Annotated in this window: 7 protein-coding genes and 2 tRNA genes (1 of these 9 running past the window's edge); 2 read left to right on the top strand and 7 right to left on the bottom strand. The window is 65.1% G+C overall.

Features of this window, described 5'->3' with window-relative positions; all coding sequences use genetic code 11:
* A tRNA-Leu gene (locus JC881_RS20665) sits at positions 1 to 36 on the top strand; it begins 149 nt to the left of the window's first position.
* 78 nt (positions 37 to 114) lie between these two features.
* Here the strand turns inward: JC881_RS20665 and rimO are convergent.
* From rimO to JC881_RS20635, 6 genes are all read right to left on the bottom strand, one after another.
* On the bottom strand, positions 115 to 1,521 hold the full coding sequence (gene rimO, locus JC881_RS20660; protein WP_198787565.1) for a 30S ribosomal protein S12 methylthiotransferase RimO: 1,407 nt from the start codon (positions 1,519 to 1,521) through the stop codon (positions 115 to 117).
* Between the two features lie 78 nt (positions 1,522 to 1,599).
* A complete protein-coding gene (gene phaR / locus JC881_RS20655) occupies positions 1,600 to 2,160 on the bottom strand; it encodes a polyhydroxyalkanoate synthesis repressor PhaR (RefSeq protein ID WP_093433111.1) in 561 nt (186 codons plus the stop codon).
* A gap of 70 nt (positions 2,161 to 2,230) precedes the next feature.
* Complete coding sequence (locus JC881_RS20650) at positions 2,231 to 2,599, bottom strand: hypothetical protein (protein WP_198787564.1); 369 nt, start codon at positions 2,597 to 2,599, stop codon at positions 2,231 to 2,233.
* Positions 2,600 to 2,770: 171 nt separating this feature from the next.
* A tRNA-Val gene (locus tag JC881_RS20645) sits at positions 2,771 to 2,847 on the bottom strand.
* A gap of 48 nt (positions 2,848 to 2,895) precedes the next feature.
* On the bottom strand, positions 2,896 to 5,136 hold the full coding sequence (locus tag JC881_RS20640; RefSeq protein ID WP_198787563.1) for a RelA/SpoT family protein: 2,241 nt from the start codon (positions 5,134 to 5,136) through the stop codon (positions 2,896 to 2,898).
* Between the two features lie 14 nt (positions 5,137 to 5,150).
* Positions 5,151 to 6,146: an alpha/beta fold hydrolase gene (locus JC881_RS20635; RefSeq protein ID WP_198787562.1), complete on the bottom strand. Its 996-nt coding sequence runs from the start codon at positions 6,144 to 6,146 to the stop codon at positions 5,151 to 5,153.
* 26 nt (positions 6,147 to 6,172) lie between these two features.
* Here JC881_RS20635 and JC881_RS20630 point away from each other — a divergent pair, with 26 nt between their 5' ends.
* On the top strand, positions 6,173 to 6,943 hold the full coding sequence (locus tag JC881_RS20630; protein ID WP_198787561.1) for a 3-hydroxybutyrate dehydrogenase: 771 nt from the start codon (positions 6,173 to 6,175) through the stop codon (positions 6,941 to 6,943).
* Between the two features lie 110 nt (positions 6,944 to 7,053).
* Here the strand turns inward: JC881_RS20630 and JC881_RS20625 are convergent, their stop codons facing one another.
* Positions 7,054 to 7,755: an SIMPL domain-containing protein gene (locus JC881_RS20625; RefSeq protein ID WP_198787560.1), complete on the bottom strand. Its 702-nt coding sequence runs from the start codon at positions 7,753 to 7,755 to the stop codon at positions 7,054 to 7,056.
* Positions 7,756 to 7,767: the final 12 nt, after the last annotated feature.

The raw sequence follows: 7,767 nt of genomic DNA, 5'->3' as shown, positions 1-7,767 counted from the left end.
AACATCGTGGAGGTTCGAGTCCTCTTCTGGGCACCAAAGACAACGAGACCCCTACCAGGTCTTTCGAATGAAGCCACCGGCATCCGGTGGCTTTTTTCTTGCCTGTTCGAATCATCAAATCGGCAATGCGATCAGGTCATGGCCCTCGGCGCCCACGATCCGCGCGCGAGTGAATTCACCGACCTTCAGCGTCTTGCTGATCTTCTCGGGCGGCAGCAGCCGCACGGTGCCGTCGATCTCCGGCGCATCGGCGTAAGTACGCCCCACCCCGCCCTTGCGGCCCATGCCGGGCGCGGAATCGACCAGCACCTGCATCGTCGCGCCGATGCGCCTTTGCAGCTTGGCGATCGACACGGCTTCGGCCACTTCCATGAAACGGGCGCGGCGCGCTTCGCGCTCGGCCTCGGGCAGCATGCCGGGGATGTCGTTGGCGGTCGCGCCTTCGACCGGGCTGTAGGCAAAGCAACCGGCACGGTCGATTTCAGCCTCGCGGATGAAGTCGAGCAGATGCTCGAATTCCTGCTCCGTCTCGCCGGGGAAGCCGGCGATGAAAGTACTGCGGATCACGAGCTCCGGACACACCTCGCGCCAACGCGCGAGCCGCTCCAGATTCTTTTCACCGCTGGCCGGACGCTTCATGCGCTTGAGCACATCGGGGTGGCTGTGCTGCAGCGGCACGTCGAGGTAAGGCAGCACCTGGCCGCTCGCCATCAACGGGATGATTTCATCGACGCTCGGGTACGGGTACACATAGTGCAGGCGAACCCACGCGCCGTAAGGCTCGGCAATTTCGCCAAGCGTGCGCACCAGCTCGAGCATGCGGGTCTTGACCGGCTTGCCGTCCCAGAAACCGGTGCGGTACTTCACGTCGACGCCGTAGGCGGAGGTGTCCTGACTGATGACCAGCAGTTCCTTCACGCCGCCTTCGAACAGGGCCTTCGCCTCGCCGAGCACATCGCCCACCGGCCGCGACACGAGGTCGCCGCGCATCGAAGGGATGATGCAGAAGGTGCAGCGGTGGTTGCAGCCTTCGCTGATCTTCAAGTACGCATAGTGCCGCGGCGTCAGCTTGAGGCCGGCGATGCCGAAGTTATTCGGCACCAGGTCGATGAAGGGATCGTGCGGCTTGGGCAGGTTGGCATGCACCGCATCCATCACCTCTTGCGTGGCGTGCGGACCGGTCACGGCCAGCACGCTCGGGTGCATCTGGCGCACCAGGTTGCCGCCCTGGTCGCCGGTCTTGGCGCCCAGGCAACCGGTGACGATCACCCGGCCGTTCTCGGCCAGCGCTTCACCGATGGTGTCCAGGCTTTCCTTCACGGCATCGTCGATGAAGCCGCAGGTGTTGACGATCACCAGATCGGCACCTTCGAAGGTCTTGGAGGTCTGGTAACCCTCGGCGCTCAGCCGGGTCAGGATCAATTCGGAATCTGTCAGGGCCTTGGGGCAGCCCAGGCTCACAAAGCCGACCTTGGGGGCGGTCGACGTGGTCGTTCGTTCGGGGGAGGCAACTTCGCTCATATCCCTCTATTGTCCCAGCTATCGGTGACAGTCGGGCAATCATTGGACAAGCCCCGCGTTCGCGCGGCCCGGAGCCGTTCAGGGACGCTTGATGCCAAAGGCCCCCAGTACCTGCTCGGTGTTTTTCTGCATCTGCTCCTGCATCTGCAGGAAGACGTTCTTGGATTGCTCGACGTAGTTGCCCATGAGACCTTGGAGCATCGGCGACTGCATGGTCATGAACTTCGACCACATCTCGGGCGTGAGGCCCTCGGCCTTGTCGGCGAGCTGGGCCTGCACTTCGGTCATGGCCTGGATGTTCTTCTCCAGGTACGGCCCCATGTAGCCCTGCATCGCCTGGCCGTAGAAACGGATGATGTTGGCCAGCACCTGCTCGGTGAACATCGGCGCGCCGCCCGCTTCCTCTTCCAGGATGATCTGCAGCAGGATGCTGCGCGTGAGGTCGTCGCCGGTCTTGGCATCGCGCACGACGAACTGGGCATTCTGGATGACCAGCAGCTTCACCTCGGTCAGCGTGATGTACGTGGATGTCTCGGTGTCGTAGAGCCTTCGGTTGGGGTACTTCTTGATCACACGCTGTACCGGTTTGACCCCGGACTTCTTGCTCTGCACTGCGGACTCCTTCACATGGACGCCCATGTCATCGGATGATTCTAGGGAGCGGTTTTGCTGCATCGCGACAAGGTTTACCCTGACCGCGCGCTGCACTTCAGCCCTGCGATGTCGCGTACTCGGCACCGCATGCATGACAGGCGGCTGTTTCGGGGCGCTCTTCAGTCGCTTCGCGAAAGCGAAGCGGGCTCTTGTGACCGTAGACCACCCAGCAACGCGGGCAGTGCTCCTGCCCCGCGGTCGGCAGATAGGCGCGGGCGCGCTGTTCGGCGCGCTCCTCGGTCACCGCCACGCCTTGTCGCAGGGCTCTTGCCACTTCGCGCGCTGCCATGGTGTCGGTGCGGCCGCCCGCATGGTCGTTGATGCCGTAGACCGCGCGCGCAAACTCGATGGGCGCCTGCCGCAACAGCGCGGCAACGCGCGTGTCGGCATGAGTCCGATCAACCAGCGTTGATCGCGTATTCATCGGATCGCTTGTCAAGAAATTGGGAAGGGATTTGCAGAACGGCCAAGGTAGCACAACAACATGGCCATGGTCTTTTTCTGCATCACCACAAGGGACGATTGGAACACCGGGGAACCCGGTGAAAGCTCTGTCCAACAGACCCGGTGGTTGGCCGGAAGTTGGAACAGAAATTGGTAGGCGCGATTGGACTCGAACCAACGACCCCCACCATGTCAAGGTGGTGCTCTAACCAGCTGAGCTACGCGCCTAAGGATGTGTCCGAGAAGCAGCTATTGTAGCAGGAGAAAACACGCTTTTTAGCGGCGACGTGCAGATCGCACACCAACAACTGCAGTGACGATGCCGAGCACCTGCGTCAGCCGCGCCGCATCGGCGATTTCCACAGTGAACGTCATCCACGCCGTGCCCTTCACCGACTGCGTCTGCACGCCGATCACGTTCATCTTTTCCCGTGCGAACACATCGGAGATGTCGCGCAGCAGCCCCTGGCGATCGGCTGCTTCGACAGCCACGTCGACCGCATAGACCGGCGCATCGCCACCCTTCTTCGTCGCGCCCCATTCGACATCGATCACGCGCTCGCCATCGCGCGACGACATCGTGCGGAAGTTGCTGCAATCCGAGCGGTGCACGCTGACGCCATGGCCGCGCGTGACGAAGCCGCTGATGGCATCGGGCGGCGCCGGCTTGCAGCACTTGGCCAGCTGCGTCATCAGCGACGACACGCCCACCACCAGCACGCCACCCTTGCCGGACTTCTCGCTGCCGCGCGCCTTCTTGATCTGCACGCCGTCGTCGGGATTGGGCGCCGGCTCCGGCGGACGCAGCAGCGTCTCGATGTTGCGGAGGGAAAACTCGTCCTTGCCCACCACCTCGAACAGATGGTCCGCTGACTTGAAGCCGAGCTGCGAGGCCAGGTCCTCCAGCCGCATGGCCGTCTTGCCTTCGCGCTGCAGCAGCTTCTCGACCGCTTCGCGTCCGCGCGCGACGGTCTCGTGCGTGATCTGCGCGTTGAACCATGCGCGCACCTTCGCGCGCGCACGGTGACTCGCCAGATAGCCCAGCTCGGCATTGAGCCAATCGCGCGAAGGACCACCCTCCTTCGCCGCAATGATCTCCACCGTCTGCCCGTTCGACAGCGGCGTGTTGAGCGGCACCATCGCGCCATCGACGCGCGCACCGCGGCAGCGATGGCCCAGCGTGGTGTGCACCGTGTAGGCAAAGTCCACCGGCGTCGCGCCCTGCGGCAATTCGACGATGGCCGCATCGGGCGTCAGCACATAGATGCGGTCGTCGAACAGGCCCTGCCCCTGCAAGCCGCCCGAGAGATCGCGCTCCCAGGCCAGCAGCTGGCGCAGCACCGCGATCTTCGCGTCGTACTCGCCGCTGGCCCAGACGCCCGCGTAGCCCTTGTGCCCCGCTTCCTTGTAGGCCCAGTGCGCCGCCACGCCATGCTCGGCGTGGTCATGCATTTCCTCAGTGCGGATCTGGATCTCGATCGGCTTGCCCGGCTTGCCATCGACCAGTTCGCGCACCACGGTGTGCAGCGACTGGTAGCCGTTCGGCTTGGGCCGCGCGATGTAGTCGTCGAACTCTTCGTCAATCGGCTGGAAATGCGTGTGCACCCAGGCGAGCGCCGCGTAGCAGTCCTTCACGTCCGCCACCACCACGCGCAGCGCGAGGATGTCGAACACCTGCGCGAAGTCGAGCGACTTGCCGCGCATCTTCTTCACGATGCTGTAGATGTTCTTGGGCCGCCCCTGCACCGCGGCGTGCACGCCCTCGGCCTGCAGTTCGCGCTCGAGCTCCGAGCGCAATTGCTCGACGTGGCCTTCGCGCTCGATGCGCTTCTCGTCGAGCAGGCGCGCAATCAGCTTGTAGGTTTCGGGCTCGATGAAGCGGAACGAAAGGTCCTCGATCTCCCACTTCACCTGCCAGATGCCCAGGCGATTGGCCAGCGGCGCAAACACCTGCAGCGACTCGCGCGCCACGCTCTCGGGTGCCGGCTGCTTGCTGGCCGCCGCATGGCGCAAGGTCTGCAGGCGCGAGGCAAGCCGCAGCATCACGACGCGCAGGTCGCGCGAAAACGCCAGCAGCATCTTGCGCACGTTCTCGGTCTGCGCACCGGCGCCTTCGATGTGATGGCCTTGCGACGCCGAGCGGGCCTGCTCCTGCACGCGCACCAGCTTGGTGGTCTCGACCGCGAGCGCCGCGAAGTTGTCGCCGAAGACCTTGGCGATCACCTCCTGCGGGCGGTTCAGGTGCTGGCACGAATAGACCAGATAGCTCGCCGCCTGCATGGCCTCGGAGCCGCCCATCTTGGCGACGATGGCAGCGACCGCATCGGCGTGCGCCAGCGTGTTCTCGCCGGTGTCGAGCTTTTCATCGGCGATCAGCGGCTCGGCGAACGCACGGGCGCGGGCGAGCATGTTCTCGATCACCGGGGTGCGGTCGGCCGTGGCCGCGGACAACGGATAGTCGACCACGGCGGTATCGGACAGGGGTGCCGTCTGCAGGCTCGAGGACTCGCGCTTCACGCTGCTTCACCCCATCAATCGAACAGGAAGGAAGTGACGACGGCGACCTGCGCGGGATCGACGAACGTCGGCGCATGGCCTACGCCTTCGAACTCGACCAGCGCCGCCTTCGGCCCGCGCTCTGTCATGGCCATGGCCGTCTCGCGCGAGAGCAGGTCCGACACGGCGCCGCGCGTCACCAGCGTGCGCGCCTGGATGGCGTCGTACAGGCTCCACATGATCGCGCCGCCCTGCGCCGCCGCTTCGGGCGTGATCGCGCGCAGCGCCACGGCGATGGCCGGGTCGTAGTGAAGCATCCACGTGCCATCGCCGGCATCACCGCCGGTTTGGATCTTGGCCGCGCCATCGGCCGTGCGCTGCGACTCGGGCACCACCATGTGCTGCGACAGCGCGAGCCATTGCTCGGGCGTGTGCGGCCCGAAGCTGGTGGAGATCGCCCACATCGCATCGGCCGCTTCCTTCACGCTGCCGTAGCGACCGCCCTGCCCCACATACGCTGCGATGCGCTGCAGTGCGACAGCCTCGATCGTCGGGCCGACATCGTTCGCGATGAAGCGGCGCACCGGCCGCGCGAGCGGCAGTTCCTTGTGGCCCGCCAGCACGAAGCCGATCAGCCCGCCCATGCTGGTGCCGAAATAGTCGAGCGTGTCGATGGCCTGTTCGCGCTGCAACTGGGCGATCAGCGCGACCATGTCGGCCGCATAAACGGGCACTTGGTAGAAGGCCGGATCGCGCAGCCAGTCGCTGCGCCCGCGTCCCACGACGTCCGGGCAGATCACCCGCACATCGCCGCCCGCGCGCGCGACGATGGCCTGCGCCAGCACGTCGAAGTCGCGGCCTTGCCGGGTGAGCCCGTGCACGCAGACCACGACATGCGCGCTGCGCTCGTCGCCCCATTGCCAATAGGCCATGCGATGGCCGCCCTGGGCGTCGTCGCATGCCACGTAATGAAGCGTCGGTTCGGTCATGAAAACGGGGAAGTCGTGGTGCGGATAATGGTCTCGTTGCATCCTAATTCATCCGGAGATTGATCTTCATGCTCAAAGGCAAAACCGCGCTTGTCACGGGGTCCACCAGCGGCATTGGCTTCGCCATTGCCAAGTCGCTTGCCCAGCAAGGCGCGCACATCGTGCTCAACGGTTTCGGCGATGCCGAAACGCCCAAATCCCAGATCGAAGCGCTCGGCGTTCGCGCCGAGTACCACGGCGCCGACATGAGCAAGCCCGGCGAGATCGAGGACATGATGAAGTTCGCCGCGTCGAAATTCGGCCGTGTCGACATCCTCGTGAACAACGCCGGCATCCAGCACGTCGCCAAGGTCGAGGACTTTCCGGTCGAACGTTGGGACGCAATCATCGCCATCAACCTCACCAGCGCCTTCCATACGACGCGCCTGGCGATTCCCGCGATGCGCGAGGCCAACTGGGGCCGCGTCATCAACGTCGCATCGGCCCACGGCCTCGTTGCCTCGGCGCAGAAGTCGGCCTACGTGGCGGCAAAGCACGGCATCGTCGGCTTCACCAAGTCCGTCGCGCTCGAGACCGCGACCACCGGCATCACCAGCAACGCGATCTGCCCCGGCTGGGTGCTGACGCAACTCGTGCAGAAGCAGATCGACGACCGTGCGGCGCGCGAAGGCATCTCGGCCACGCAGGCACAGAACGATCTGCTGGGAGAGAAGCAGCCTTCGCTGCAGTTCACGACGGTCGAGCAGCTCGGCGGCCTGGCGGTCTTCCTGTGCTCGCCGGCGGCCGACCAAGTGCGCGGCGTGGCCTGGCAAATGGACGGCGGCTGGACGGCGCAGTAATCAGGCCTCCCGGCTTTTCATGCCGCTGCGCGGCATGAAATTCGCCACCTCCCGAGGAGGAGGCGCGGGCTGCCTTGGGGCGGCCCGGCGGCACCCGCCGAACGCGGCGCTTACTTGAGCTGCACCGACCCCGACACGTTCACGATCACGCTGGTCTTGCCGGCTTCGACCGGCACGGCCGAATCGGCCGAGAACGACTTGGCCTGCATCGCCATCACCCTCGGACGCGGGCCGCCGTCGTTCGCGTTCACCGACACCTCGCGCAGCGTATAGCCCACGAAGCCGAAGCCCTTGGCCAATTCGTTGGCCTTCTGCTTGAAGTTCTCGATTGCGATGTTCTGCGCTTCGGCCTCGGTCTTGGCGCGTTGCTCGCGGCTCAGGCCGAAGCCAACGTTGCCCACGCTGAGCGTGGTGATGCGGCCGGCCGTCTGCGTGATGCGCGGAAAGTCGCGCCCCTCGAGCACCAGCTCGGTCGAGCCCTGCCAGCCGTTGATCTTGCCGTCCTTGGTGTAGCGCGGCGACAGGCTGAAGTTGCCGGTGCGCACGTCGAGCTGCCCGGTCTGCGCGTTCTTCTTGGCTTCGGTCAGTGCGGCGTCGAGCGCGGCCTTCAGCTGGGTCTGCACGGTGGCCGCATCGGTCGCGTCGCGGGTGGTCACGAGCGTCATGCTCAAGAGGTCCTGCTGGACCTCTACCGTGCCGGAGGCGGTCAGTTGCAGCACGTTCTGCGGTGCCGGGGCGACCACGTTCTGGGCGAGCGCGGAACCGGCGGCGGCCAGGGCGGCGCAGACGGCGAGCAATTTGATTTTTTTCAAGACAAGGGACTC

The sequence above is a fragment of the Variovorax sp. IB41 genome, from assembly GCF_016405905.1.
Taxonomy (GTDB): domain Bacteria; phylum Pseudomonadota; class Gammaproteobacteria; order Burkholderiales; family Burkholderiaceae_C; genus Variovorax.
Note: the sequence above shows the minus strand (reverse complement) of the source record. Positions and strands in the feature narration are given on the sequence as shown.